Source organism: Thermaerobacillus caldiproteolyticus, assembly GCF_013761245.1.
Lineage (GTDB): Bacteria > Bacillota > Bacilli > Bacillales > Anoxybacillaceae > Thermaerobacillus > Thermaerobacillus caldiproteolyticus.
Genome location: NZ_JACDUT010000003.1, coordinates 122,988 through 149,498, shown reverse-complemented (window position 1 = coordinate 149,498; position 26,511 = coordinate 122,988). Strand labels below are relative to the sequence as shown.

The window sequence follows — 26,511 nt, the reverse complement described above, 5'->3', positions numbered from 1 at the left end:
CCCCATCCCCATTTACAGTTATTGCTTTGCCGGAAGTTTTAATATAAACTGGCTTCCCTTTCCAAGTTCGCTCATCACTTCAATCGTCCCACCGTGAGCTTCCGCTATTCCCAAACTTACCGATAATCCAAGTCCAGTCCCCTTTCCTGGCCTCTTTGTTGTAAAAAACGGGTTGAAAATTTCTTGTAAATGTTGGGTGCTTATCCCTTTTCCGTTATCTTTGACAGAAAGAAGAACCCAATGTTTTTCATTTTCTAGGATTGATCTTGTTTCAATCGTTATAACTTTGTTTGGAATATTAGTATCTTCGAGTGCATCTTTTGCATTGATTAAAAGATTTAAAATGATTTGTCCAATTTGTTGAACATTCCCTTCAATGAATTCAATTGAATCATCTAATTTTTTTTGAATCATAATGTTCTGTTTTTTGATTTGGTCTCCTATTAATCCCAACACTTGTTCAACAGCCTCATTTACAGAACAATCCTCAAACATATATTCATCTTGCCGTGAGAAGGTCAATAAATTTTGAATGATGGTTTTGCATCGCTTCCCGCACGAATGGATATCTGACAGAAGCTTATACGAGCGGTCATCTTTTGGAACAGATCTTAACAATAGTTGAGCATTTCCGAGAATAGCAGTTAACGGATTATTCAATTCATGGGCAATTCCCGCTGCCATCTCGCCAATTGCAGCCAGTTTCCCGGATTGCAATAATTGAGCTTCAATCCTGCATTTCTCTGTGATGTCATTGATATAAATAATTGCAGCATACATGTTTTGACTCTCATTAAACACAGGATATGAATGAAGTTCACACACCCTTTGTTGGATGTGAATCTGCCGATGAACAGGTTTTTTGGTTTGAAGATTTTCTATTATGGGACTTTCATTGATGTCCATTGATAACAGTTGATGAACGTTTTCCCTAGCATTTTTCTGCAAATCGAATTGAAAGAATTCTTTCGCCGCATCATTATAGCGTAAAATATTTCCTTGCAGATCAACAACCAATATCATTTCGGAAACGGCCCGAAAAGTCTCCTCCCACTCTTTTTTACTTGTGAGCACCTCATTGTAAAGCCTAGCATTTTCAATACAAACAGCCAATTGATCGCAAAGTTGCTGGAAAAAGGAAAGATCGGCCTCATCATATTGAATGACCTCTTTGCTGCCTATACTTAACACCCCGATGGCTTTTCCCTTGCTAATGAGAGGGATTAACAACACGCTTTGAATTCCCAATACTTCATACACTTTATTTTCAATATAAGAATCTTTTTTTGCCTGTACCTGATAGAAAACCTTTTCGAGTGATTGAACTACCTTCCAATAAAGAGAACGTTCTTTGGACAGAACAAAGCCGATTGGAAAATATAACGAATGAGCCGGATAAACATTGGTTAAAATCAATTTTTCATTTTCATATAAAGATAAGCTGATCCTTTCTAGCGGGAAAATTTCTTTTAATTTATCAAAAATATTTTTTAACATGTCGTCCATTGACATATCGATGTTAAAACTTTTGGTTACATCATTTATAATTTCCAACTGCATATTTTTCTTTTTTAGTTCAACAACCATCTTTTTTAATTCTGTATAATAACTTTTTTTAGAAGATTGAACTCCCGTTAGAAGATTAATCATTTTTTGCCGTTCTTTAATCCCCATCATTACCATGCCTTTCTGAATATTTCTTCAATATCTTCAACCGTTATGTCCCGAGGATTTGTAATCATGCAGGCATCGTGTAAGGCAATCAGGCTCATCTTTCGTATTTCCTCTTTCTCCAAACCAATATCGGACAATCGCTGTGGAGCTCCAATATCCATTGTTAAATTCTTTACGTATTCAATTGCTTTTTTTCCTGCCTCTATGTAAGACATGCCACGAATATCAATACCAAGGAAAAGAGCAATATCGGCAAATTTTTTGGGACTTGCCAGAAGATTATATTCCATTACATATGGAAGCAATATGGAATTCACGTCGCCGTGAAGGATTGGATACTTCCCCCCTACTGCATGTGACATGGCATGTACAGCTCCCAAAATGGCATTGGAAAAAGCAAGGCCGGCTTGCAAACTTGCCATCGCCATATTTGTCTTAGCTTCCTTATTTATTTTTGACGCTACAGAAGGACGTAAATGTTCCGCTACCAAAGAAATGGCATTTTTTGCTTGAACATCGGTTAACGGAGTCGCAGCCAAACTTACATACGCTTCAATTCCATGCGTTAAAACATCTAATCCTGTTGAGGCAGTTAAATGCGCACTTTTTGTTGACAATGTTTCCGGATCTACAATCGCAATATCAGGAATAAGCGATTTTGAAATAATGGTCATCTTTTTTTGTCCTACCGTATCTACAATTACTGAAAATTGCGACACTTCTGAACCCGACCCGGCTGTTGTTGGAATCATTACTTGCGGGGGAAGGGGATTTTTAATTTTATCAATTCCCTCATAGTCATGAATTCTCCCGCCATTCGTTACAAGAATAGCAATCGCTTTTGCCACATCGATAGGGCTTCCCCCGCCAATTCCAATAATCGAATCACATTCATTTTGGATATACATCTCACATCCCTTTTCCACTTCTCTATCTTTTGGGTTAATGGTTACATCATAAAATGTCGTATATTTTAAACCAACTTGTTTGCAGCTTTTAATGACGACATCTAGCCATCCAGCTTCAATGACACCAGGATCACTTACAATGAATACATTTGTAGCCCCAAGTCTAAGACAGCTTTCCCCAACTTGGTGAATAGCTCCATTGCCAAAAATGATCTCCGGCATAACAAATTTATGGATATTCATGTTTCCCTCCAACAGAAGTCGTATCGTAACATTTCAAGCGCTTCACTGCTTCAAGTCTGTAGAAAAATCAAGAATCAAAAGATATGTTAAATGTAAAAACAAAGATAGATCGTTATAATGTCCAAAATATATTCACGTTGATATCTTTATTCCATAGACAAATTGAAAATTCCTTTTTACACAAACAGACAAAGACAAAAACAAAGCAATTCGTATAATAACTGAATAAAATGGCTTCTAGGCCCTTTCTGTAAACATGGTTCTTTCCTTCCGTATGGATTTGACAGCTATTTTTTGTTTAAAAACATTTTACTCATAAATAAAAAGCACCCTATAAAAAGGGCGCACGTATTACTTTATATTGACATGAATATCATAAGTAGGGATCGCTTTTGTGAGCAGTTCATATAGTCGGGTTCGATCTTTTTCTCTTTGTCGTGTTGAAACAGAGTCAGGAGCTTGAACACTCACCCACATATCATTGCCATTTATCCAAACAGAACTGGGCTCATAATTTGTATATTTTTCAATTACCTGAACCGCTTTACGAACATCCGCTTGATTATTTTCGCTGCCTTCCGTTAAGCTGATAAAATTTGGGTTTTGATTCGTTTTCTCCGGATCATCAAAATTGTTATATAAGTAACGATCGTAATCTTTTTGCGCTCGATCATGTGTAATGAGTCTTGTTCCATTTTTATCTTCGCTTTGCTGGTGATATTGTGAGTCATTTGGGTTCATCGTACAGGCTGAAAGTAAAATTCCTAAAAGTAACAGCAGTAAGCTTTTCATTACTTGTCGCCTCCCTGCTGTTAGCTTTTCCAGTAATTTAAAAAATATAGATGGAAGGATTCGCCGCTTATCGTGTCAGATGATTATTCACATTGCGATGTATACGCCCGGTCGGTTTATCAGGCACTTCGTGATGGTGACGGCAACGCGGTTCATACGATTCGCTCGCTCCCACTAAAATCACAGGATCATGGTAAGAAGCGGGAGAGCCGTTAATTAATCGCTGTGTGCGGCTTGCTGGAGAACCACATACTGTACAAACTGCTTGCAGCTTCGTAACCGATTCTGCAAGCGCCATTAATGTCGGTACAGGCCCAAACGGTTCACCGCGAAAATCTTGATCCAACCCAGCTACAATGACACGATATCCTCGATCCGCTAACGTTTGGACCACTTCAACAATCTCCTCTGTAAAGAACTGGACTTCGTCAATGGCGATGACATCGGTTTTTTCAGAAATGTGTTCGAAAATTTCACTAGCTGACGCAACAGGGATGGCGATAATCGATGTACCATTATGCGATACAACGGCTTCTTCGCTATAGCGGTTATCGATCTCTGGCTTAAAGACCTTTACCTCTTGCTTAGCAAACGTAGCGCGACGAACACGACGAATTAACTCTTCCGATTTTCCTGAAAACATGCTGCCACAAATGACTTCGAGCCAGCCTGATTGTTTCATTACATACATAAAACGGCCTCTCCCTTCGTTCTCTTCTATCCCATGTATGTACCTTTGTCATTATTGTTTCATTCATGTTCATGAAAAAAACAGGCAAGTGATCAGACGCCTGCCTGTTTTTCGTGTTTATCAACGGACGTAATTGTAAGCGTACGCGCGAATGAATCGCATCGGCTCCGCTTTTCTTATTTAAGGCCGTATTTTTTGTTGAATTTATCGATACGTCCTGCAGCAGAAGCGAATTTTTGACGTCCTGTATAGAATGGATGGCATTCAGAGCAAATCTCTACGCGCACTTCATCTTTCACAGAACCGCTTTCGAATTCGTTTCCGCAAGCGCATTTTACGATGACTTTTTTGTACTCTGGATGAATTCCTGCTTTCATTATCTTTCATCTCCTTCCGCCCTGAATCATTTCGAAACAGAGTTTATATATGAGTTGTGAGTCATTTCTCACCGTTTGTCAAAACACACATGACAAAATTATACCAAGGGCTGAGGTGTTTTGCAACTGCTTATTCTTTCCGTTTTTCCCCTTTTTACGAAAGTCGTTTTGCCCCTAGTGAATTCACTTCTTTCCATTCTTCATCAAGCAGCTCAAAAAATTCTGCGTTCGTTTTCGTTTGACGAAGTTTATTTAAAAAGCGTTCAACAAAATCAGGCGTATCGGACATCGTTTTTCGAATCGCCCATAGCTTTTCAAGATGTTCTTTCGGAATAAGTAATTCCTCTTTACGCGTACCAGAACGACGGATGTCGATCGCAGGGAAAATGCGGCGTTCCGCTAATGAACGGTCAAGATGCAGCTCCATGTTGCCCGTTCCTTTAAATTCCTCATAAATGACATCATCCATGCGCGATCCTGTATCGACAAGTGCCGTTGCCAAAATGGTTAAGCTGCCACCTTCTTCGATGTTGCGCGCAGCTCCGAAAAATCGCTTCGGACGATGGAATGCAGCTGGGTCAATCCCCCCGGAAAGCGTGCGACCACTTGGCGGAATGACTAAGTTATAAGCGCGCGCAAGACGGGTAATGCTGTCCATTAAAATAACAACATCGCGCTTATGTTCAACAAGGCGCATCGCTCTCTCTAATACAAGCTCTGCCACTTTAATATGATTTTCTGGAACTTCATCGAACGTGGAGCTCACCACATCACCGGCAACGGAACGTTCGATGTCGGTCACTTCCTCAGGACGCTCGTCAATAAGAAGAACAATCAATTCCACTTCAGGATGGTTGGTTGTAATACTATTAGCAATTTCTTTTAATAACATCGTTTTCCCTGCTTTTGGTGGTGCAACAATTAACCCGCGCTGACCGAAGCCGACAGGAGCAATTAAATCGATAATTCTTGTCGATAGCTTGTCAGGCGTTGTTTCTAATTTCATTTGACGATTTGGGTACAGCGGCGTAAGTGCTGGGAAATGAACGCGCTCTTTTGCAATTTCTGGATCTTCTCCATTAACAGCTTCGACATGAAGCAATCCAAAATAACGTTCATTTTCTTTTGGAGGGCGTACTTTTCCGGACACTTTATCGCCATTCCGTAAATCAAAACGACGAATCTGTGACGCAGAAATATAAATGTCTTCAGAACTTGGTGAATAGTTGATTGGGCGTAAAAATCCAAATCCTTCCGATTGAATGATTTCGAGAACGCCTTCCATGAAAAATAATCCATCTTGTTCTGCTCGCGCTTTTAAAATTGCAAAAATAAGCTCTTTTTTTGTTAGTTTACTGTAATAAGAAATTTTATATTGGCGAGCTAGTTCATACAGCTCTTTCAGTTTCATATTTTCTAATACTGAAATTGTTAAGTCCATTTCAACACCACGCTTTTACAATTTTTCATTTCCTCTCCCATGTACGCTTCGAATTGAGTAATGAAATGAATATGGATGGGATGAAAAGAAGATGATGAAGGTTTAAAAAAAGAAGCAGAATAGCAGAGCTTATTTTTATGCACACGCAGCATGACTATTTTACCCTTTTTTCTATTTTTTAATCAATATTTTTTTCATTCATGTAAAAAAATGAGCGAGAGCGATGTTCCGAGATCTCGCGCCTCGCTAATGAGTCCTTTATTTAATAACTAAATTTGGCTTTTTCTTTAAGCTATGGCGTCCATCAATAAAGCGGACCGTTCCAGATTTTGCTCGCATGACGACGGAATGGGTTTCTCCGTAAGAGCCTTTAAACTGGACTCCGCGTAATAATTCCCCATCTGTTACTCCCGTCGCAGCAAAAATCGCATCATCCCCTTTTACCAAGTCTTCCATACGTAGTATTTTATTGACATCAATCCCCATTTTTTTGCATCGTTCAAGCTCTGCATCGTTTTGCGGAAGCAGCTTCCCTTGAATTTCACCGCCTAGACATTTAAGGGCAACGGCTGCTAAAACTCCTTCTGGCGCCCCACCAGAACCGAATAAAATATCCACGCCTGTATGGTCAAACGCCGTATTAATGGCTGCGGCGACATCACCGTCATTGATGAGCTTAATGCGCGCGCCGGCTTCACGTAATTCCGCAATAATCCGCTCATGACGCGGACGGTTTAACACGATCGCCACAACGTCTTCAATATCTTTATTTTTCGCTTTGGCAACCGCTTTCAAGTTGTCAATAATCGGGGCGTTAATATCAATCATGCCCACCGCTTCTGGGCCAACGGCTATTTTATCCATGTACATATCGGGAGCATGAAGCAGATTGCCATGATCCGCTACAGCAACAACCGCTAAGGCGTTCCATCCGCCGGAAGCGACAATATTGGTGCCTTCCAGCGGATCAACGGCTACATCCACGCGCGGCCCATAACCGTTACCGAGTTTTTCACCAATATATAACATTGGCGCTTCATCCATTTCGCCTTCGCCAATGACAACTGTTCCTTTCATTGGAATCGTATCGAATACATCGCGCATCGCCGATGTGGCGGCTTCGTCCGCCTCGTTCTTTTTGCCGCGTCCCATCCAACGGGCCGCGGCAAGGGCGGCCGCTTCTGTCACACGAACAAGCTCCATTGATAAGCTTCTTTCCATCGTAATTTCTCCCTCTCCCCTTCGTTGCCTATGAATTTTGTACTTGCTCAATCTCCTCATCCGTCATTTTTTCCCGCCAAATGGTTGCGCCTAATCCTGTTAACTTTTCGACAAGATGGCTATAACCTCGATCAATATGTTCTAATCCTGTAATCTCTGTAAGACCTTCTGCCATCAACCCGGCAATGACAAGAGCAGCCCCAGCCCGCAAATCGCTTGCTTTCACTTTTGCTCCTTGCAATTGCACAGGACCTGTCACAATCGCAGAACGCCCTTCTACTTTAATATTGGCGTTCATTCTTCGCAGCTCATCAATATGCTTAAAGCGAGCGCTATAAATTGTATCGGTCACCATGCTCGTCCCTTCTGCTTTCGTTAACAAAGCCGTAAACGGTTGTTGCAAGTCGGTTGGAAAACCGGGATACACGAGCGTTTTCACATCTACCGCTTTCAAATGAGAATGACCCATGACTAAAATTTGATCATCGCTTGTTTCCACATGCACGCCCATTTCTCGCAGTTTTGCTGTGAGCGATTCGACATGTTGTGGAATGACATTATCAATAATCACTTCTTTCCCCATCGCTGCACCTGCAATCATAAACGTACCGGCTTCGATACGGTCGGGAATAATGGAGTGACGGCAGCCAGACAATGTTTCTACTCCATCAATGCGGATGACATCCGTCCCCGCACCTTTAATTTTTGCTCCCATATTGGACAGCAAGGTGGCAACATCAATAATTTCCGGCTCTTTTGCCGCATTTTCAATAATGGTGCGCCCTTTTGCACAAACGGCAGCTAACATAATGTTAATCGTTGCCCCGACGCTCACAACGTCTAAGTAAATGCGAGCACCGCGCAATTCGTCGGCGCGCAAATAAATTGCTCCCTGCTCGTTTGTCACTTTGGCTCCTAATGCTTCAAAACCTTTAATATGCTGGTCGATCGGTCGAGGCCCCAAATGACATCCGCCAGGCAAGCCGATGACGGCCTTTTTGAAACGACCTAACATGGCTCCCATTAAGTAGTACGAAGCACGTAATTTTTTCACCTTTCCGTTCGGGAGAGGCATGGATACCATATTTGTCGGATCAATGGTTGCCTGTTTTCCATCAAAATGAAATGTTCCGCCAATTTCTTCAATCAACTGTCCTAAAATCCGAACATCCGAGATATCTGGCAATCCTTCGATGGTGACCGGTGATTGGGCAAGAATCGTGGCAGGGATTAAAGCTACGGCGCTATTTTTTGCTCCGCTGATTTTCACCGTTCCTTGTAAAGGATCGCCACCGATAATTTTTAGTTTTTCCATTATGGTCTCCCTTCTAGCGAAGATGACTGCTATTTGTGCAAGTGTACAAGGAAACAGTTCGCTACTCACCGATTCACTTTACTTTACATTTTAGACAAAAATCCGCTTTTTTATCGTTTGTTCCAGTCTGCCAGAAACTTCTCAATGCCTTGATCCGTTAACGGATGTTGGAATAATTGCATTAATACTTTGTACGGAACAGTCGCAATATGCGCACCTCTTAAAGCCGCTTCCGTCACATGGAGCGGATGACGGATGGAGGCAGCGATAATCTCTGTATCGATTCCGTGAACATCAAAAATAGTAGCGATCGTGGAAATGAGTTCAAGACCGTTATGACCGATATCGTCTAAACGACCAAGAAACGGGGAAACATACGTTGCTCCGGCACGAGCTGCTAAAAGTGCTTGGTTGGCTGTGAAAATCAACGTAACATTCGTTTTAATCCCTTTCTCACTAAACACTTTAACCGCTTTTAACCCCTCTGGTGTCATCGGAACTTTAATCGTGATGTTTGGGGCGATTTTCGCAAGCTCTTCCCCTTCTTGAATCATTCCTTCCGCTTCCGTCGAAATCACCTCAGCGCTTACGGAACCGGATACAATTTTGGTAATCTCACGGAGGCGATCATGAAACGAAACGTTTTCTTTCGCCACAAGGCTTGGGTTCGTCGTGACCCCGGCTAAAACTCCTAATTCATTCGCTTTTTTTATTTCTTCTAGATTCGCCGTATCAATAAAAAATTTCATGATGAAAGTCCCCCTTGGTCTTTTTGTTTAAGAAAAAGGAAAACGCGCTAACTTGACAACGACCCGTTGTTTCCGTTATGCGGTTTTCCTTACTTATGCGAACGTTATTCGCTCGCTTTTCCTGAAGAACCAAACTCACGCATTTTACCGATAACCGTTTCTTTGATCGCGTCACGGCCAGGACCAATGATTTTGCGTGGGTCGTACACTTTCTCGTCTTTGGCTAATACTTCTCGAACAACTTTAGTAAACGCTATTTGGTTTTCAGTATTAACGTTAATTTTCGACGTACCTAAAGAAATTGCACGCTGAATTTGTTCCGTTGGAATACCTGTTCCACCATGTAAAACGAGTGGTACACGCGTTAAATCGCGGATGATTTCCATTTCTTTAAATCCTAATTTTGGCTCTCCTTTATAAGGACCGTGAACAGAGCCTAATGCAGGAGCTAAACAGTCGATACCTGTCCGTTTGACAAGCTCCTCGCATTCTTTCGGATCAGCATAAATAATTCCATCTGCGACTACATCGTCTTCTTGACCGCCGACGGTACCTAACTCCGCTTCAACGGACACGCCGCGCGCATGGGCATACTCGACGACTTGAGACGTAATCTGAACGTTTTCTTCAAACGGATGATGGGAAGCATCAATCATGACAGAGGTAAAACCAGCATCAATCGCTGCTTTACATTTTTCAAAGCTGGAACCATGGTCAAGATGGATTGCGACCGGAACGGTAATGTTCATATCTTCGATTAAGCCTTTTACCATGTTCACAACCGTTTTAAAGCCGCCCATGTAACGAGCTGCTCCCTCAGACACACCAAGAATGACTGGAGATTGTTCTTCTTGTGCCGCGGCTAAAATCGCCTGTGTCCATTCAAGGTTGTTAATGTTAAATTGACCGACGGCATATTTTTCCGCCAATGCTTTGTTGAGCATTTCTTTCATTGATACTAAAGGCATTGTAATGTCCTCCTTTTCTAGCTTCGCCTTTCTGAAAAAATCTGATGCTATGCGTAGCATCGCCGTTTGTTGTTTCATATATGTATGAAAGGCGCAATTCTACTTACGTTATAAGCATACCAACTTCCAAAAAAAACAGCAACATTATGAAGCTTGACGAATCATACAAAATTATGAAATTTGACGAATCATGCAAAAAGTTGACGAACACGGGATCATTCTTATACCGATAAATGTTTTTTTACTGCTTCACGCACCTCATCAATATCAAACGGCTTGGCAAAATGCATAATCGCGCCCAATTCTTTCGTTTCTTGAATCATGTCAAGTTCACCGTAAGCGGTCATAATAATGACTTTGATATCTTGATCAATCTCTTTAATGCGCTTCAATATTTCAATTCCATCCATACCAGGAATTTTCATATCAAGTAATACTAAGTCTGGATGATGCTTCCGAACAATCTCCAATGCCTGTACTCCGTTAGCAGCTTGAAAAGTTTCATATCCTTCCTTTTGAAACACTTCGTTTAACAAAATTCGAATCCCGTATTGATCGTCGACAATTAAAATTTTATTACTCATCCCTTCGCACCTCAATTCTTTGTTTTCGTCAAATGTATTAGTTTCACATTTGTCTACTATTTTCCTGCTGCTTTTTGCTCGATTAATGACAAATTACCGTGCAGCGGCTGTTTTATCATATAATAAAGTATACTTTACTAAATAGAAGAAAGGGGAGTACAATCTTGAAAATCTTTGTAACGCAGTTAACAGGTTATTTGCAAAAAATCGCTGAGAAAGAAGAGATGTCAATCGAAGATGGAGCGCGGTTGCTGGCCCAAGCAATCATCGGGGAAGGGCGCATTTTGCTTCACGGATTCGAAGAAATGGAAGCAGTTGTTGTGGAAGCAACAAAAGGGCAAGAAAAACTGCCAAAAGTGGAACGTTTAATGCAACATGGGCGCATTCGTGACGATATAGATGAGACAGATTGCATTTTGCTTATTACGCGCTTTTCAAACGATGAAAAAGCCATCGAAGTAGCTACACACGTAAAAGAGAAAGGCAGCCAAATAGTAGCGATATCAGCAGTAGTGCATGACGAAGGGGCATCGCTTGCGGATGTGGCCGATGTACATATTGACAGCAAACTCATAAAACCGCTTATTCCAAAAGACGACGGAACACGCTTCGGATTTCCTGCTGTCATTACCGCTTTATTCGCTTACTATTGTCTGTTTTTTACCATTAGTGAAATTCTGGAAGAATATGAAGAGATATAAAAATACAAACAACAGGACTATCTTTTTGCGAAGATAGCCCTGTTGTACACAAATTATTGTTTTAACGACGCTTTGACAAATTCGCGGAACAACGGCTGCGGTCTTGTTGGACGCGACGTAAATTCTGGATGGAATTGCGCCGCGACAAACCACGGATGGTCTTTTAGCTCAATGATTTCGACTAAACGGCCGTCTGGACTTGTACCAGAAAAGACAAAACCGTGTTGTTCCATGACCTGGCGATATTGGTTGTTAAATTCGTAACGATGGCGATGACGTTCATAAATAACTTCGTCTTGATACGCTTCATACGCGAGCGTTCCTTCTAACAATTTGCAAGGATATAGCCCTAAACGAAGCGTTCCGCCTAAATCTTCAACGTCTTTTTGTTCCGGCAATAAATCAATGATTGGGTGCGGTGTGTTCGGATTAATTTCTGCCGAATGAGCGCCCTCTAATCCGACGACATGGCGGGCAAACTCAACAGAAGCGAGCTGCATCCCCAAACAAATTCCAAGGAAAGGAACCTTCTTTTCACGGGCATAGCGAATCGCTTCAATTTTCCCTTCAATGCCACGATCGCCAAAGCCGCCAGGAACAAGAATGCCGTCAACGTCCTTTAATAGCTCTTCTACGTTTTCACGGTTCACATGCTCAGAATTCACCCATTTAATTTCTACGTCCGTATCAAAGACATACCCTGCATGACGAAGCGCCTCAACAACCGAAATGTACGCATCTTGCAGCTCAACATATTTACCAACAAGAGCGATTTTTGTTTTGTTAGAAAGATTGCGCACTTTTTCGACGAGTGCTTTCCATTCTGACATATCCGCTTCTTTACAGTTTAATTTTAAATGCTCACAAACAATTTGATCTAATTTTTGCTCCTGAAGCATTAACGGAACCGCGTATAACGTATCTGCATCACGCGCTTCAATAACGGCTTTCGGGTCAATGTCACAGAACAAAGCGATTTTATCTTTCATATCTTGAGACATCGGCATTTCCGTGCGAACAACGATGACGTTTGGTTGAATGCCGAGGCTGCGAAGTTCTTTGACGCTATGTTGTGTCGGTTTTGTTTTCATTTCTCCAGCCGCTTTAATATATGGAACGAGAGTACAATGAATGTACATGACATTTTCACGGCCAATATCGCTTTTAATTTGACGGATTGCTTCTAAAAACGGCAGCGACTCAATATCACCGACTGTACCACCGATTTCAGTGATAACAACATCAGCATTAGTTTCACGACCAGCGCGAAAAACACGCTCTTTAATTTCATTTGTAATGTGAGGAATGACTTGTACCGTACCGCCTAAATAGTCGCCGCGGCGCTCTTTTTTCAAAACAGTAGAATAAATTTTTCCCGTAGTCACGTTGCTATATTTATTTAGATTAATATCGATAAAACGCTCATAATGGCCTAAATCAAGGTCGGTTTCCGCCCCATCGTCAGTGACAAACACTTCTCCATGCTGATATGGACTCATCGTTCCCGGGTCGACGTTAATATATGGGTCAAACTTTTGAATCGTCACATTGAGCCCGCGATTTTTTAACAAACGTCCTAATGATGCCGCTGTGATTCCTTTTCCTAACGATGAAACAACACCGCCGGTTACAAAAATATATTTTGTCATTTCAAGTTCCCCCTTGCCGAAATATATGTAACACTTAAAGTGTGTACAAAATGCAAAAATAAAAAACGCTCCTCTTACATTCACTAGTAAGGGAGCGATATAATTTTTAAATCATCAATTTTTAAAGAGCCCAAATAAGATTCTACATAGTCTGGTCTATAAAGTCAAGGGGAATCATTCTTCCTCTTCTTCTGGCTCGTCAATGTCAAGATCTTCGTCTAACTCTTCGTCTGCTAAATCAAATTCATCTTCGTCGAGAAGCTCATCGTCAAATGTATCCGCTTCATCCAGATCGAATTCATCATCGTCAAGAAGATCGTCGTCAAGATCGACATCTCCTTCATCTTCATAGTCATCGAGATCATCGTAATCAAGGTCTTCGTCATCTATGATTTCATCGTAATCCTCAAACTCATCCAATACTTTCTTCTTCTTCTTCGGTTTGATGGTTGGTACTGTTTCTTCTTCAATTTGATCATATGGATACTAGGAACGTAGACCCCAACGATTTTCTCCGATACAAATAAACCGGCCGTCAATATTTAAATCTGTATAAAATTGCGCGATGCGCTCTCTTACTTCGTCTTCAGATAAGTGTATTAGCGCAGCAATTTCTTGAACAATCTGTTGAAATGGCAATGCTTCCTTTTTTTCTGTCATCACTAAATAAGCAAGTTCGACAAGTGACATTTCTCGTAATTCTTCTGGAGAGTATTGCTGCAAACTCAAATTTGGCACTCCCTTTCTATGTAATAAACTTTTCGTTACCGGTACAATATTATGAATGCGATTAGAATACATACCATTCATTATAAACAATTTCCCTTCGTTTATGCTAGTTCCTTACTTAAAAAATTGCTATTTTTCCAGTGAAAAAGGGAAATCGACAATCGATTTCCCATGTATCATTACATGTTGCGGCGATATTGGCCGCCGACTTCGTATAAAGCGCGCGTGATTTGTCCGAGACTCGCCACTTTAACTGTTTCCATTAATTCTTCGAAAATATTTCCGCCGCTTATGGCTGTGTGTTTTAACCGCTGTAATGCTTCCTCGACTTTATCTTTATTTCGTTCTTGGAATTTTCGTAAGTTGGTAATTTGCAATTCTTTTTCTTCATAGGAAGCTCGCGCAAGCTGAATATTGTTTAATTCTTCTTCGGACGGAGGATTTGGGTTTAAATATGTGTTCACTCCAATAATCGGAAGCTCTCCGCTATGTTTTTTCATTTCATAGTACATCGATTCGTCTTGGATTTTGCCGCGCTGATATTGCATTTCCATCGCGCCTAGCACGCCGCCGCGGTCATTGAGGCGTTCAAATTCTTTTAATACTGCTTCCTCTACTAAGTCGGTGAGCTCTTCAACAATAAATGAGCCTTGCAATGGATTTTCATTTTTCGTTAAACCGTGCTCTTTTGTAATGATTAATTGAATTGCCATCGCACGACGGACCGACTCTTCGGTCGGTGTCGTGATCGCTTCATCATAGGCATTCGTGTGTAATGAGTTGCAGTTATCATGAATTGCCATGAGAGCTTGTAACGTTGTGCGAATATCGTTAAAGTCAATTTCTTGAGCGTGCAGCGAACGGCCGGATGTTTGAATATGGTATTTTAATTTTTGGCTTCGTTCGTTCGCCCCATATTTTTCGCGCATGACAACAGCCCAAATGCGACGGGCGACTCGACCGATGACAGAATATTCCGGATCCAATCCGTTGCTGAAGAAGAATGAAAGATTTGGTGCAAATTCATCAATCTTCATGCCGCGGCTTAAATAATATTCGACATACGTAAAGCCGTTTGCTAATGTAAAGGCAAGTTGGGTAATTGGATTTGCTCCTGCTTCAGCAATATGGTAGCCGGAGATGGAGACAGAATAATAGTTGCGTACGTTATGTTTAATGAAGTATTCTTGAATGTCCCCCATCATCTTTAACGCGAATTCCGTAGAGAAGATGCACGTATTTTGTCCTTGGTCTTCTTTTAAAATATCCGCTTGTACCGTACCGCGAACCGCTTGTAATGTAAAGGTTTTCACTTCTTCGTATTCCGCTTCTGTTAGCGGGCGGCCTAGTTCCTCTTCGCGTTTTTCGACTTGCTGATCGATCGCTGTATTCATAAACATTGCTAAAATAATAGGCGCTGGGCCATTAATCGTCATAGAAACAGATGTGGATGGATGGCATAAATCAAATCCTTTATAAAGCTTTTTCATGTCGTCTAACGTACAAACGCTGACGCCGCTCTCGCCGATTTTTCCGAAAATATCCGGACGATAATCAGGATCTTCACCATATAAGGTTACCGAGTCAAAAGCTGTGCTAAGCCGTTTAGCTGGGTCATCTTTACATAAATAGTGGAAGCGGCGATTCGTTCGCTCCGGCGTTCCTTCCCCTGCGAATTGTCGTTTTGGATCTTCGCCTTGTCGCTTAAATGGAAAAACTCCAGCGGTATAAGGGAATGAACCCGGTACGTTTTCTTTATAGACCCACCGTAAAATTTCGCCATAGTCTTTAAACTTCGGCAGCGCCACCTTTGGAATCTCTAATCCAGCCAAGCTTTTTGTCGTTAATTCGGTCACAATTTCTTTACCGCGAATCTTGGTGACAAATTGTTTAGCTGCATATTTAGCTTTCACGTCTTCCCATGAAGCAAGAATCCGTTTTGATTCCGGGGTTAGCTGTTGTTCATAGTGCTGTTTCAATGCTTCGAGAGATGCTAGCACTTCTTCGTTTTGTTCGCGCTCTTTTACTGCCTCGATGGCTCCCTCTACTTGAAACAAGCGGCGAGCGATTTCGACTTGCCGCTCTACGTTTTTATGATAGTTGCGAACCGTTTCGGTAATTTCACGTAAATAGTAACGTCGTTCATTTGGAATAATGACATTGTGCTTTTGGACATCGGTAACTTTCTCAAGAGTAGTCGTCCAATTTGTCCCCGATTTTTTATTAATCAAATCAATCAGAGCAACAAATAGCGTATTCGTTCCCGGATCGTTAAATTGGCTCGCAATTGTGCCGTACACCGGCATTTCCGATAAATCTTTATCGAATAGCTGATGGCTTCGTTGGTATTGTTTTTGCACTTGACGTTTCGCATCTTCCGAGCCTTTGCGCTCAAATTTGTTAATGACAATGAGGTCGGCATAGTCAATCATATCGATTTTTTCAAGCTGCGTCGGCGCACCGAACTCACTTGTCATGACATACATGGAAATGTCACACACTTCTGCAATGGCTGCATCCCCTTGACCGATTCCGCTCGTCTCTATGATGACTAAGTCAAATCCGGACGCCTTGACAACATTAATCGCGTCTTTGATGGCAAGCGACAACTCCGAACGCGAATTTCTCGTCGCCAAGCTGCGCATATAAACACGCGGAGAGTTAATCGAGTTCATGCGAATGCGATCGCCTAACAGCGCACCACCTGTTTTTTGCTTCGTTGGATCAACGGATAGTATCGCTACTTTCTTTTCCGGAATTTCGTTGAGGAAGCGACGGACTAATTCGTCTGTTAACGAGCTTTTTCCAGCTCCTCCCGTACCAGTAATGCCAACGACCGGAACCGGTTTTGTGAGCGCTTTTACTTTCTCAAGGACATTCTCGGCGGTAGCGGCTGCTTCTTTGGAAACGCCAATGCGATTTTCACAAAGGGTAATCAAGCGAGCAATCGCTTGATTATCCCCGTCTGGAAGACGTTCAAGCTCATCGGTAATTTCTTTGACGGTCGGAAAATCGCATTCTTCCATCATGACATTAATCATTCCTTGCAAGCCGAGAACGCGACCGTCTTCCGGTGAAAAAATGCGAGCGATTCCATATTCGTGCAATTCTTTTATTTCCCTAGGAATAATGACACCGCCGCCGCCGCCATAAATGCGGATGTGGGAAGCACCATATTTCTGCAAGAGGTCATACATGTATTTAAAAAATTCAACGTGCCCTCCTTGATAAGAAGAAATAGCGATTCCTTGCACATCTTCTTGAATAGCAGCGTTAACAATTTCTTCGGCCGAACGATTATGACCTAAATGAATCACTTCAGCACCGCTTGCTTGCAAAATGCGGCGCATAATATTAATCGATGCATCATGGCCATCAAACAAACTCGAAGCTGTCACAAAGCGAACATGATGTTTCGGACGGTAAATGTGAACCATTCTCTCTCCCCCTTTTTTTCGTTATGACCGCTTCTCCATAATTCCCCTTAATAATAAATCTGTCTGTAATTCAATGTATTCTTCGAGCGTGTACATTTTCTGCAACGCCCAACGCCGAAACGCCCACATTTGTCCTAAGACAAAAATGTTGTGAGCAAACAGCTGAATTTCTTGCTCTGTTAGCTGAAATACTCCATTGTTCACACATGTTTGTAAAATTTTTTCAAACATCGCAACCATTTGCATTTCTTTGTTTAGCACATACGGCAACGATTCTTTGCTGAGCGACTTTGCTTCTTGATACATGACAAGCACTTCATCTTGCAAGTCATCGATGACTTTGAAATAGCGGGCAATCGCCAATTTGAAACTTTCGATCGTACCGTGATGAGTACCAATGTCTTTTTCCATTCGTTCGTGTACTTCGTCGTAAATACGGTCGCATACTAAATACAGCACGTCTTCTTTTTGGCGAATATACTCGTAAAGCGTTCCAATGCTAAAACCGGATGCCTTCGCGATCTCCCTTGTCGTCGTACGATGAAACCCTTTTTGCTTAAAAAGAGAAATTGCACCTTTAATCATTTGATTGCGTCTTTTTTTCACAAGCCGCTCATCTTTCACTGATGCTAACACTTCGCGCTTTTTCATATTTATCACCTACAAGAATAGCCTGCCGTTTACTTTGTAAGCATTCGTGAAATGACAAGCCGTTGGATTTCTTGGGTTCCTTCGTAAATTTGCGTAATTTTTGCATCGCGCATAAACCGCTCAACCGGATAGTCTTTCGTGTAGCCGTATCCCCCAAAAATTTGGACAGCATCGACTGTAACTTTCATCGCAGTATCGCCTGCGAATAATTTGGCCATCGCTGAAGCTTTTCCATATGGAAGTCCATTCGTCTCCAACCATGCTGCTTGATAGGTTAATAGACGCGCTGCTTCAATCGCGGTAGCCATATCCGCTAATTTAAAGGCAATCCCTTGTTGTTCGGCAATCGGCTTTCCAAATTGAATCCGCCCCTTCGCATATTCAACCGCCGCATCGAGCGCCCCTTGAGCGATACCGACCGCTTGTGCGGCAATGCCATTCCGTCCGCCATCTAATGTCATCATCGCAATTTTAAATCCTTCTCCTTCTTGGCCGAGAAGGTTTTCTTTCGGAATGCGGCAATCTTCAAAAATTAGTTCCGTTGTCGGTGAAGAACGAATGCCTAATTTTTTCTCTTTTTTACCGATGGAAAAGCCCGGCGTACCTTTCTCGATGATGAACGCACTAATACCTTTATGTCTTTTCTCCGGATCTGTGACGGCGAAAACAACGTAAATTTCCGCTTCACCGCCGTTTGTAATCCATACTTTAGAACCGTTCAGTACGTAGTAGTCTCCGTCCAATACCGCTCTTGTTTTCATCGAAGAGACGTCCGAACCTGCACCCGGCTCCGAAAGACCATAAGCACCAAGTTTTTCTCCTGTAGCAAGGGCGCGCAAATATTTTTGCTTTTGTTCCTCCGTTCCGAATTTATAGATTGGCCAGCTTGCCAGAGAAATGTGTGCCGATAACGTGACACCTGTGGAGGCACAAACTTTTGATAGCTCTTCAACAGCAATGACATACGCTAAATAATCGCTGCCGATACCGCCGTATTCTTCCGGCCACGGAATCCCTGTTAAGCCGAGCTCAGCCATTTTATTAAAAATTTCGCGGTCAAACCGCTCCTCTTCATCGCGCTCTGCTGCGGTTGGAGCTACCTCATTTTTAGCAAATTCGCGAACCATCTTTCGGATCATTTCATGTTCTTCGGTTAATTGAAAGTTCATGTCCCCATCCCCCGATCGTTTTTATAATTGCTTGCTAATGACAATGCGTTGAATTTCGCTTGTTCCTTCGTAAATTTCGCAAATTTTCGCATCGCGGAACAGCCGCTCTACCGGATAATCTTTCGTATATCCGTTACCGCCGAAAATTTGCACCGCTTCAATGGCTGCTTCCATCGCCGTTCTTGACGCGAATAATTTCGCCATCGATGCTTCTTTGCCGCAAGGAAGCCCAGTCGCACGTAAAAATGCGGCTCGATAGACAAGCAGTCTGGCTGCTTCTACCGCTGTAGCCATATCGGCAAGCTTAAACGCAACGCCTTGCTGTTCAGCAATCGGCTTTCCGAATTGAATGCGCTCTTTCGCATAAGCGGCCGCATATTCTAGCGCTGCCTCAGCGATGCCAAGCGACTGAGCAGCGATGCCGATGCGTCCAGCGTCGAGATTCGCCATCGCGATTTTAAACCCCTGTCCTTCTTCGCCTAACAAATTTTCAGCTGGCACTTTTGCATCTTCAAACAAAATTTGTACCGTTCTTGACCCGTGTAGCCCCATTTTCTTCTCATCTTTGCCGACAATAAAGCCCGGTGTATCTTTTTCGACAATGAATGCGGAAATGCCGCGGCTCCCCTCTTCATTCGGATTCGTACGTGCAAACACGATATACGTATCCGCCTCGCCGCCGTTGGTGATAAACACTTTTGAGCCGTTTAACATATAGTAGTCACCTTGGCGAATCGCTTTCGTTTTTAAACTTTTCGCATCTGAGCCAGCGCTCGGTTCTGTTAGACAAAACGCTCCTAAATACTCGCCGCTTGCTAATTTCGGTACATACTTTTTCTTTTGTTCCTCTGTTCCGAAATAAAGAATCGGGTTAGTACCGACGGATGTATGCACCGATAAAATGACGCCGACCGTTGCACTCACTTTCGAGATTTCGTGAATCGCAATGATATAAGAAATAAAGTCCATCCCGGCTCCGCCGTATTCTTCTGGAATCGTAATCCCCATTAAACCAAGCTCAGCCATTTTACGTAAAATGTCGCGCGGAAACTCCCCTTGTTCCATTCGCTCGACAAATGGGGCGATTTCGCTTTGTGCGAATTCTTTGACCATTTTTCGCATCATTTCTTGTTCTTCAGTAAAATGTAAGTTCATGTACATCCACCCTCTTTGCTGAATGTTAGCCGATTACTCGTACGTGTAAAATCCCCTTCCTGTTTTGCGACCGAGCCAACCAGCTTTCACATATTTTCTTAACAATGGGCATGGACGGTATTTATCATCACCAAATCCTTCATGCAATGTTTCCATAATGTATAGGCATGTATCTAAACCGATAAAATCAGCAAGCGTCAGCGGCCCCATCGGGTGATTCATCCCCAGCTTCATCACTGCGTCAATCGCTTCTTTCGTAGCTACTCCTTCGTATAGTGCGTAAATCGCCTCATTGATCATCGGCATTAAAATTCGGTTGGATACAAAACCCGGAAAATCGTGCACTTCTACCGGCACTTTGTTCAATTTTCGTGTAATATGTTCAATCGTTTCATACACATCATCGGCTGTCGCTAAGCCGCGAATAATTTCCACAAGTTTCATGACCGGAACGGGGTTCATAAAATGCATGCCGATCACTTTTTCCGGTCGTTTCGTTGCTGCGGCAATCTCCGTAATCGGAAGCGAGGAGGTGTTCGTTGCTAAAATGGTATGCGGAGGAGCAAATTCGTCTAGTTGCGCGAAAAGTTTTGTTTTGACCTCCATATTTTCAACAACTGCTTCAATGACTAAATCCACTTCGCTTGCGTTTTGTAAATCTAAAGAAGTGGTAAGCCGCCCTAACACTTGTTCTTTTTCTTCTTCCGTCATTTTTCCTTTTTCGACTTGACGGGTTACATTTCTCGTTATCGTTGCAAATCCACGATTGATATGATCCTGTGTGAGATCATGCAAAATGACATTATATCCCGCCATGGCACATACTTGTGCAATTCCTGACCCCATTTGTCCTGCACCGACAACCATGATTGTTTTTATATCCATCATTTCATCTCCTATCGCCAAATCTTTTTCGAAAATGGAATGCGCTGCTGTCTTGAAGAGCAACAGCGCTTATACGTATGGACTCATTAATCGACTTGCACCATAATCGCATCGCCCTGGCCGCCGCCGCTGCAAATCGCTGCGATACCAATTCCGCCGCCGCGACGTTTTAATTCATGAATGAGCGTAACGATAATGCGCGCACCGCTCGCGCCAATCGGATGACCTAGCGCAACCGCGCCGCCGTTCACATTCACTTTCTCCGGATCAAGCCCGGCGATTTTGATGCTAGCAAGCGCAACAGCAGAGAATGCTTCATTGATTTCAAACAAAGCAATATCATCCACTGTTTTCCCCGTTTTTCGAAGCAATTCGTTAATAACAAGTCCTGGCGTTTTCGGGAAATCTTTCGCTTCAACAGCAATGGAGGTATGCGCAAGAATGGTAGCAAGCGGCTTTCTTCCTTCACGTTCCGCTCTCTCTTCGCTCATTAAGACAAGCGCGGCTGCTCCGTCGTTTACCCCAGGAGCGTTTCCGGCTGTAATTGTGCCAGTTGGGTCAAACACAGGAGCCAATTTCGCTAACTTATCAAGCGATGTATCTCTGCGCGGAGCTTCATCGTGTTCAATAAGAAGCGGGGCACCCTTGCGCTGCGGAATTTCGACTGTCACAATTTCTTCCGCTAATAACCCAGCTTCGATCGCGGCAATCGCGCGCTGATGGCTACGATACGCCCATGCATCTTGCTCTTCTCGAGAAATCTCTAATTCTTTCGCTGTTTCACTTCCATAAATCCCCATATGAACACCGGTAAAACTGCACGTAAGCCCGTCATGCACCATTAAGTCTTTCACGGTGGAATCGCCCATGCGGAACCCCCAACGCGCCTTCGGTAATACGTACGGGGCATTGCTCATCGACTCCATTCCCCCAGCGACAATGACTTCCCCATCGCCAGCGCGGATAATTTGGTCGCCAAGCGTCACGCTGCGCATGCCTGATGCGCATACTTTATTAATCGTCTCTGTTCTTACTTCCCACGGAATATCGGCATAGCGCGCCGCTTGACGAGACGGAAGTTGGCCTTGCCCACCTTGAAGCACCGTTCCTAAAATCACTTGATCGACTTGTTCGCCGCTTACGTTCGCACGTTTCAATGCCTCTTTTATGGCAATGCCTCCTAATTGCGCGGCTGTAAGCGAACTAAGCGAGCCACCGAATTTCCCAAACGGTGTACGAACCCCACTTAAAATGACCGTTTTTCCCATAGTCCTCTCTCCCCTTCGCTTATATGTGTGAACACAGTCAGCTGACAGAGAAAGCGATTACAAAAAAATGCAGACTGAACGCTCGCTCGATGCTGACGGTCAAGAGAAGGAGCACAAATTAGCACACCTTCTCAATCCATTATACTAACTATTTTAAAAAATGAGAATTATCTATTTATTTTTTATGAAGCGATCTCGTTTTGCTCACCGAATACCGCCTTTTCTAACAACTCAGCAATATCGTAAGTAGCAACTTTGTCTTCAACTTCTTTTGCTTTTGTTCCGTCTGTTAACATCGTTAAACAATATGGGCAACCGGAACTAATGACGGTTGGATTGACCGCAAGTGCTTGCTCGGTACGAGCAACGTTAATACGATTCCCTGTCGTTTCTTCCATCCACATTAAACCGCCGCCGGCTCCACAGCACATTCCTGTTTCGCGGTTGCGCTCCATTTCGACAAGCTTGATTCCTGGAATGGCACGTAAAATGTTGCGCGGCTGCTCATACACTTCGTTGTAACGACCGAGATAACAGGAATCATGGAAGGTTACGATTTCATTGACTTCATATTTTGGAACTAGCCGACCTTCTTCCATCAGCTTCGCTAACAGTTCCGTATGATGATATACTTCCGCTTCAAAACCAAAGTCAGGGTATTCGTTTTTAAATGTGTTATAGGCATGCGGGTCAATCGTGACGATTTTTTTCACGCCCGCTTTTTCAAATTCAGCAATGTTATTAGATACTAATTCTTGGAATAAAAACTCGTTTCCTAAACGGCGCGGCGTATCACCAGAGTTTTTCTCTTTATTCCCTAAAATTGCAAATTTCACGCCCGCTTCATTTAACAATCTTGCAAACGCTAAGGCAATTTTTTGACTGCGGTTGTCAAAGGAACCCATTGAGCCAACCCAGAACAAATATTCAAATTCCTCGTTAGCTTTTTGCATTTCTTTCACTGTTGGAATATGCACATCTTCGCGCAACTGGCGCCAGTTTTCTTTCTCTTTTCGGTTGAGTCCCCACGGGTTGCCTTGACGTTCGATATTCGTCATCGCCCGCTGCGCATCCGGGTTCATTTTTCCCTCTGTCAACACAAGATAGCGACGAAGATCGATAATCTTATCGACATGCTCGTTCATAACCGGACATTGATCTTCACAGTTGCGGCATGTCGTACACGCCCAAATTTCTTCTTCGGTAATGACATCGCCTATCAAGCTTGGCATTTCTAATGTCGCCGCTTGTTCTTGCACCCCTTGTGCCGCAAACGCCAACTGGTTTCCTCGTGTATGTTTAAATGCAAACGTCGGCACCCAAGGCGCTTTTGACGTAACAGCCGCTCCTTTTTCTGTTAAATGATCGCGTAATTTTAAAATTAAATCCATCGGAGAGAGCATTTTTCCTGTCCCGGTAGCCGGGCACATGTTTGTACATCGACCGCACTCTACGCAAGCGTATAGATCGATAAGCTGTGTTTGTTTGAAGTCTTCAATTTTGCCAACACCAAATGATTCTTGTGTCTCATCTTCAAAATCAATTTTTTCAAGCTTTGGTTTAGACAAACGGCTGAAAAAGACGTTGACAGGCCCGGCAATTAAGTGAGCGTGCTTCGATTGCGGCACGTACACTAAGAACGTAAGCAAAATGAACAAATGAACCCACCATGCGACATAGAAAAGAACCGCTGCTCCTGTTTCACCAACCCATTGAAAAGTACTGGCGACCAGTGACGCGACAGGCTCGCTCCATGCCGCTTCCTCACCGTGCCAAATTATGCTCATTCCGTTTCCGAATAAAACGGAAAGCATGAGCCCGCCGATAAAAATGAGCACTAATCCCGCTTTGAAATCGCGTTTTAAACGGACAAGCTTTTCAATATAGCGGCGATAAAACGCCCAAAATACCGCGATTAAAATGAGCAATGTGACAATCTCCTGGAAAAACGTAAACCCCGGATAAAGAAAACCTAACGGGAGATGGGCATCTGGAACGAGACCTTTTATAATAAAGTCAATCGCTCCAAATTGCACAAGAATAAATCCATAGAAAAAGACGACGTGAATAATCCCGCTTTGTTTGTCTTTTAACAGCTTTTTCTGACCAAATACATTGACCCAAATTTTGTGAAAACGTTCTTTTACCTTTTCATCAAACTCGACTTTTTTGCCTAGTTTAATATAGGCAATACGCGTTTTTACCAAGTAAGCAAACAAGTAAATAGCGTAAGCGGTTACAAGTAAAAAAGCAAGAAAATTAATCACTAACAACGCACTCAAGATCCAACTCCCCTTTCCCCTTTGTTGACGAATCCCTAGCAAAAATATTTTCAAGAGATTAAATTTTCAGAATTATACCCTTGCGTTTATTTTACATAATGAATGAGCATTCAGTCAATAATGTTTTTTACAAGTTATCCTGCTATTTTTTTGCAACAAGGGTACATTAATAAGTAACGAAAAAAACAGGAGGAAACGAAATGGTTGTTTTGCTTCTTGTTATTATTATACTAGCGCTCATCATGCTTGATGAAAAGCTCGGAGAAAAAATGTATCAATCGAAAAGAATGCAAACAAAATACCCGCGACGTCACAGCGATTTTTCTTTTTTTATGAGCGGACCCCACTTATTTTCTGATTACTTTCAAACGATTCGTGAAGCAAACCACCATATACATGTGTTGTTTTATATCGTAAAAACAGATGAGATTAGTCAACAATTTTTCGACCTATTAAAACAAAAGGTGCAGGAAGGAGTTGAAGTACGCCTTCTCGTCGATTGGGTCGGAGGCTTTGAATTGCCAAAGAAAATGATTCGTTCTCTTGAAGAAAGCGGAATTCAATTTGCTTATGCTCATAAACCGACGTTTCCTTTTTTCCTTTACAAATTAAACCGACGTAATCATCGAAAAATTACAGTGATTGATGGACGAATTGGATATATCGGTGGATTTAATATTGGCAAAGAATATATTGACCAAGACCCCGACTTCGGAGAATGGCGAGACTACCATTTAAAAATGACCGGCGAAGGAGTCAATGACTTACAAGCCCAATTTTGTCACGATTGGAAAGAAGCAACGAAAGAACAGATTAAGGGTAAGAAATATTTTCCAATCCTTCCGAAAGGAGCAATTTCCCATCAACTCATCGCTACGAACGGTCATTCATTAGAGCAAAAATTTATTCGTTTCATTCACCAAGCAAAACAAGAAATTATAATTGGCACTCCTTACTTTATTCCGGGCCATGACGTCATGAAAGCATTGCTTGAGGCATTACAACGTGGGGTGAGTGTCACCATTCTCGTACCGCTGAAAGCAGATCATCCTTTTGTAAAAGAAGCGGCTTTTCCGTACTTTTACCGCTTGTTAAAAGAGGGAGCGCATATTTATCAGTTTTATCAAGGATTTTATCACGCTAAAATAATGGTCATTGACGGAGAATGCTGCGATATTGGGACCGCCAATTTTGATAAACGAAGCTTTTTCTTAAACAGTGAAATTCATTGTTATATTTATGATCAGAAGTTTGTACAGCAAGTAAAAAACGCCATTCAGCAAGACCTTGCTCGCTCAGAGCGACTTACTCTCGATTTTTGGCGGCACCGTACGATATGGCAACGAGGAAAAGAATCCATTTCGACGTTGATTTCTGGATGGTTATAAAAATAATGTTGAGGGGCCTCCCTCAACATTATTTATTTCCAAAAATAACTAATCCATTGAAATACTTTCATCCCTAAATAGACACCGATAATGCCAGAAATACCTGCTAGCGCAGGCGGAGCTGGAATAGGCAAGCGAAACAACGTAAATAAAAAACCGACGACCATGCCGGTAATCAATGATAAAATAACTTCTTTCATCATGACTTCCTCCATTTTCATTTTTATTGTCATT

At 42.4% G+C, this 26,511-nt stretch carries 22 protein-coding genes and 1 pseudogene; 2 read left to right on the top strand and 21 right to left on the bottom strand.

The window, feature by feature from the left end:
* Positions 1 to 18: 18 nt before the first annotated feature.
* From HNR31_RS06060 to HNR31_RS06010, 11 genes are all read right to left on the bottom strand, one after another.
* On the bottom strand, positions 19 to 1,677 hold the full coding sequence (locus HNR31_RS06060; protein WP_374058290.1) for a sensor histidine kinase: 1,659 nt from the start codon (positions 1,675 to 1,677) through the stop codon (positions 19 to 21).
* Positions 1,677 to 2,825: an iron-containing alcohol dehydrogenase gene (locus HNR31_RS06055; RefSeq protein ID WP_181555374.1), complete on the bottom strand. Its 1,149-nt coding sequence runs from the start codon at positions 2,823 to 2,825 to the stop codon at positions 1,677 to 1,679. The genes HNR31_RS06060 and HNR31_RS06055 overlap by 1 nt, the downstream gene beginning before the upstream one ends.
* Positions 2,826 to 3,176: 351 nt before the next feature.
* Positions 3,177 to 3,617 carry a hypothetical protein gene (locus HNR31_RS06050; protein ID WP_181555373.1) on the bottom strand — a complete coding sequence of 147 codons (441 nt, stop codon included), beginning with the start codon at positions 3,615 to 3,617 and terminating at the stop codon, positions 3,177 to 3,179.
* Positions 3,618 to 3,684: 67 nt separating this feature from the next.
* Positions 3,685 to 4,308 (bottom strand): thymidine kinase, encoded by a 624-nt coding sequence (locus HNR31_RS06045; protein WP_181555372.1) that lies wholly within the window; start codon positions 4,306 to 4,308, stop codon positions 3,685 to 3,687.
* Between the two features lie 176 nt (positions 4,309 to 4,484).
* Positions 4,485 to 4,685 (bottom strand): 50S ribosomal protein L31, encoded by a 201-nt coding sequence (gene rpmE / locus HNR31_RS06040; protein ID WP_181555371.1) that lies wholly within the window; start codon positions 4,683 to 4,685, stop codon positions 4,485 to 4,487.
* Positions 4,686 to 4,839: 154 nt separating this feature from the next.
* Positions 4,840 to 6,126, bottom strand: coding sequence for a transcription termination factor Rho (rho, locus tag HNR31_RS06035; RefSeq protein WP_181555370.1), 1,287 nt, complete (start codon positions 6,124 to 6,126; stop codon positions 4,840 to 4,842).
* 258 nt (positions 6,127 to 6,384) lie between these two features.
* Positions 6,385 to 7,347, bottom strand: a complete 963-nt coding sequence (gene glpX, locus HNR31_RS06030) for a class II fructose-bisphosphatase (RefSeq protein WP_181555369.1) — start codon at positions 7,345 to 7,347, stop codon at positions 6,385 to 6,387.
* Positions 7,348 to 7,375: 28 nt separating this feature from the next.
* On the bottom strand, positions 7,376 to 8,662 hold the full coding sequence (locus tag HNR31_RS06025; RefSeq protein ID WP_181555368.1) for a UDP-N-acetylglucosamine 1-carboxyvinyltransferase: 1,287 nt from the start codon (positions 8,660 to 8,662) through the stop codon (positions 7,376 to 7,378).
* A gap of 110 nt (positions 8,663 to 8,772) precedes the next feature.
* The gene (fsa, locus tag HNR31_RS06020; RefSeq protein WP_181555367.1) at positions 8,773 to 9,411 is read right to left on the bottom strand and encodes a fructose-6-phosphate aldolase; all 639 of its coding nucleotides are present in this window, start codon (positions 9,409 to 9,411) and stop codon (positions 8,773 to 8,775) included.
* Positions 9,412 to 9,515: 104 nt separating this feature from the next.
* The gene (locus HNR31_RS06015) at positions 9,516 to 10,379 is read right to left on the bottom strand and encodes a class II fructose-bisphosphate aldolase (RefSeq protein ID WP_181555366.1); all 864 of its coding nucleotides are present in this window, start codon (positions 10,377 to 10,379) and stop codon (positions 9,516 to 9,518) included.
* A 221-nt stretch (positions 10,380 to 10,600) separates the two neighbouring features.
* On the bottom strand, positions 10,601 to 10,963 hold the full coding sequence (locus HNR31_RS06010; protein ID WP_181555365.1) for a response regulator: 363 nt from the start codon (positions 10,961 to 10,963) through the stop codon (positions 10,601 to 10,603).
* Between the two features lie 164 nt (positions 10,964 to 11,127).
* On the opposite strand from HNR31_RS06010, the gene HNR31_RS06005 reads away from it, so the two are divergent.
* Positions 11,128 to 11,664, top strand: a complete 537-nt coding sequence (locus HNR31_RS06005; protein WP_181555364.1) for a DUF2529 domain-containing protein — start codon at positions 11,128 to 11,130, stop codon at positions 11,662 to 11,664.
* Between the two features lie 53 nt (positions 11,665 to 11,717).
* Here the strand turns inward: HNR31_RS06005 and HNR31_RS06000 are convergent, their stop codons facing one another.
* The 9 genes and pseudogenes from HNR31_RS06000 to HNR31_RS05960 form a co-directional block, all read right to left on the bottom strand.
* Positions 11,718 to 13,313, bottom strand: coding sequence for a CTP synthase (locus HNR31_RS06000; RefSeq protein ID WP_181555363.1), 1,596 nt, complete (start codon positions 13,311 to 13,313; stop codon positions 11,718 to 11,720).
* 174 nt (positions 13,314 to 13,487) lie between these two features.
* Positions 13,488 to 14,042 (bottom strand): annotated as a pseudogene (gene rpoE / locus HNR31_RS05995) (DNA-directed RNA polymerase subunit delta).
* A 179-nt stretch (positions 14,043 to 14,221) separates the two neighbouring features.
* On the bottom strand, positions 14,222 to 17,479 hold the full coding sequence (gene icmF, locus HNR31_RS05990; RefSeq protein ID WP_181555362.1) for a fused isobutyryl-CoA mutase/GTPase IcmF: 3,258 nt from the start codon (positions 17,477 to 17,479) through the stop codon (positions 14,222 to 14,224).
* 21 nt (positions 17,480 to 17,500) lie between these two features.
* Entirely contained in the window at positions 17,501 to 18,130 is a 630-nt protein-coding gene (locus HNR31_RS05985) for a TetR/AcrR family transcriptional regulator (RefSeq protein ID WP_181555361.1), read from the bottom strand.
* A gap of 29 nt (positions 18,131 to 18,159) precedes the next feature.
* Positions 18,160 to 19,299 carry an acyl-CoA dehydrogenase gene (locus HNR31_RS05980; protein ID WP_181555360.1) on the bottom strand — a complete coding sequence of 380 codons (1,140 nt, stop codon included), beginning with the start codon at positions 19,297 to 19,299 and terminating at the stop codon, positions 18,160 to 18,162.
* A gap of 21 nt (positions 19,300 to 19,320) precedes the next feature.
* Positions 19,321 to 20,454 carry an acyl-CoA dehydrogenase gene (locus tag HNR31_RS05975; protein WP_181555359.1) on the bottom strand — a complete coding sequence of 378 codons (1,134 nt, stop codon included), beginning with the start codon at positions 20,452 to 20,454 and terminating at the stop codon, positions 19,321 to 19,323.
* Positions 20,455 to 20,487: 33 nt separating this feature from the next.
* Positions 20,488 to 21,339 carry a 3-hydroxybutyryl-CoA dehydrogenase gene (locus HNR31_RS05970; protein ID WP_181555358.1) on the bottom strand — a complete coding sequence of 284 codons (852 nt, stop codon included), beginning with the start codon at positions 21,337 to 21,339 and terminating at the stop codon, positions 20,488 to 20,490.
* 86 nt (positions 21,340 to 21,425) lie between these two features.
* On the bottom strand, positions 21,426 to 22,607 hold the full coding sequence (locus HNR31_RS05965; protein ID WP_181555357.1) for an acetyl-CoA C-acetyltransferase: 1,182 nt from the start codon (positions 22,605 to 22,607) through the stop codon (positions 21,426 to 21,428).
* Positions 22,608 to 22,789: 182 nt separating this feature from the next.
* On the bottom strand, positions 22,790 to 24,889 hold the full coding sequence (locus HNR31_RS05960) for a (Fe-S)-binding protein (RefSeq protein WP_181555356.1): 2,100 nt from the start codon (positions 24,887 to 24,889) through the stop codon (positions 22,790 to 22,792).
* Positions 24,890 to 25,089: 200 nt separating this feature from the next.
* Here HNR31_RS05960 and cls point away from each other — a divergent pair, with 200 nt between their 5' ends.
* A complete protein-coding gene (gene cls, locus HNR31_RS05955) occupies positions 25,090 to 26,277 on the top strand; it encodes a cardiolipin synthase (protein WP_181555355.1) in 1,188 nt (395 codons plus the stop codon).
* 32 nt (positions 26,278 to 26,309) lie between these two features.
* Here the strand turns inward: cls and HNR31_RS05950 are convergent, their stop codons facing one another.
* The gene (locus HNR31_RS05950; RefSeq protein WP_181555354.1) at positions 26,310 to 26,477 is read right to left on the bottom strand and encodes a XapX domain-containing protein; all 168 of its coding nucleotides are present in this window, start codon (positions 26,475 to 26,477) and stop codon (positions 26,310 to 26,312) included.
* Between the last annotated feature and the right edge of the window lie 34 nt (positions 26,478 to 26,511).

Bases quoted from the DNA above. Each gene is read 5' to 3' on its own strand.
- HNR31_RS05965 (WP_181555357.1), bottom strand. From the start codon at position 22,607: ATGGGAAAAACGGTCATTTTAAGTGGGGTTCGTACACCGTTTGGGAAA.
- HNR31_RS06000 (WP_181555363.1), bottom strand. From the start codon at position 13,313: ATGACAAAATATATTTTTGTAACCGGCGGTGTTGTTTCATCGTTAGGA.
- HNR31_RS06055 (WP_181555374.1), bottom strand. From the start codon at position 2,825: ATGAATATCCATAAATTTGTTATGCCGGAGATCATTTTTGGCAATGGA.
- fsa (WP_181555367.1), bottom strand. From the start codon at position 9,411: ATGAAATTTTTTATTGATACGGCGAATCTAGAAGAAATAAAAAAAGCG.
- rho (WP_181555370.1), bottom strand. From the start codon at position 6,126: ATGGACTTAACAATTTCAGTATTAGAAAATATGAAACTGAAAGAGCTG.
- HNR31_RS06010 (WP_181555365.1), bottom strand. From the start codon at position 10,963: ATGAGTAATAAAATTTTAATTGTCGACGATCAATACGGGATTCGAATT.
- HNR31_RS05970 (WP_181555358.1), bottom strand. From the start codon at position 21,339: ATGGATATAAAAACAATCATGGTTGTCGGTGCAGGACAAATGGGGTCA.
- rpmE (WP_181555371.1), bottom strand. From the start codon at position 4,685: ATGAAAGCAGGAATTCATCCAGAGTACAAAAAAGTCATCGTAAAATGC.
- cls (WP_181555355.1), top strand. From the start codon at position 25,090: ATGGTTGTTTTGCTTCTTGTTATTATTATACTAGCGCTCATCATGCTT.
- HNR31_RS05975 (WP_181555359.1), bottom strand. From the start codon at position 20,454: ATGAACTTACATTTTACTGAAGAACAAGAAATGATGCGAAAAATGGTC.
- glpX (WP_181555369.1), bottom strand. From the start codon at position 7,347: ATGGAAAGAAGCTTATCAATGGAGCTTGTTCGTGTGACAGAAGCGGCC.
- HNR31_RS06015 (WP_181555366.1), bottom strand. From the start codon at position 10,379: ATGCCTTTAGTATCAATGAAAGAAATGCTCAACAAAGCATTGGCGGAA.
- HNR31_RS05950 (WP_181555354.1), bottom strand. From the start codon at position 26,477: ATGAAAGAAGTTATTTTATCATTGATTACCGGCATGGTCGTCGGTTTT.
- HNR31_RS05985 (WP_181555361.1), bottom strand. From the start codon at position 18,130: ATGAAAAAGCGCGAAGTGTTAGCATCAGTGAAAGATGAGCGGCTTGTG.
- HNR31_RS06060 (WP_374058290.1), bottom strand. From the start codon at position 1,677: ATGATGGGGATTAAAGAACGGCAAAAAATGATTAATCTTCTAACGGGA.
- HNR31_RS06050 (WP_181555373.1), bottom strand. From the start codon at position 3,617: ATGAAAAGCTTACTGCTGTTACTTTTAGGAATTTTACTTTCAGCCTGT.
- icmF (WP_181555362.1), bottom strand. From the start codon at position 17,479: ATGGTTCACATTTACCGTCCGAAACATCATGTTCGCTTTGTGACAGCT.
- HNR31_RS06045 (WP_181555372.1), bottom strand. From the start codon at position 4,308: ATGTATGTAATGAAACAATCAGGCTGGCTCGAAGTCATTTGTGGCAGC.
- HNR31_RS06025 (WP_181555368.1), bottom strand. From the start codon at position 8,662: ATGGAAAAACTAAAAATTATCGGTGGCGATCCTTTACAAGGAACGGTG.
- HNR31_RS05980 (WP_181555360.1), bottom strand. From the start codon at position 19,299: ATGAACTTTCAATTAACCGAAGAACATGAAATGATCCGAAAGATGGTT.